The following is a 467-nucleotide window of genomic DNA, read 5'->3' as shown; positions in this document are numbered from 1 at the left end:
TTGGAACTTAGGTTCTTCTGGAGGAGTCACACGGTTGTTAAATTCTTTATCCGCAGGGTCTGTCACGTTTGTGATCAAGGCTTTCGCTGTACCATCATGAGATACAGTAACAGTTACAACAGCAGCCATTTCATCGTAAGTGACAGTTGCATCTGTACCCTTAACCTCTGTTACAGTGTACTTGTAAGTACCTTCTTGACCCTTCTGGTATTTAAGGGCTGTAACAGTTTTACCAGCTTTATTTGTGTACTCTACTGGAGAGAATTTAATCTTACCAGCTGCATCGTTGGTTGCAGTTGCAATCACAACATTGTCGCTATCTTTCAACTCGAATGTGAATTCGCCAGCTTTAAGGTCACGACCTTCCAATTTCTTAGTGAAGTTGAATTCTACTGAGATTGGAACACTGTTTACACGTTTTTCAGTTGGTTTGTTTGGTTTTTCAACAGTCTTGCTTACTGGGTTGT

Annotated in this window: 1 protein-coding gene; it reads right to left on the bottom strand. The window is 40.9% G+C overall.

Annotation, left to right across the window (positions count from 1 at the left end; all coding sequences use genetic code 11):
* The coding region (locus AX662_RS00180) for a Spy0128 family protein (RefSeq protein WP_156430679.1) at positions 1 to 467 on the bottom strand (467 nt) is incomplete at both ends.

It is taken from the genome of Streptococcus sp. CCH5-D3 (assembly GCF_001556435.1).
Classification (GTDB): Bacteria; Bacillota; Bacilli; order Lactobacillales; family Streptococcaceae; genus Streptococcus.
The sequence above is the reverse complement of the archived record's forward strand: the minus strand, read 5'-3'. Positions and strand labels throughout refer to the sequence as shown.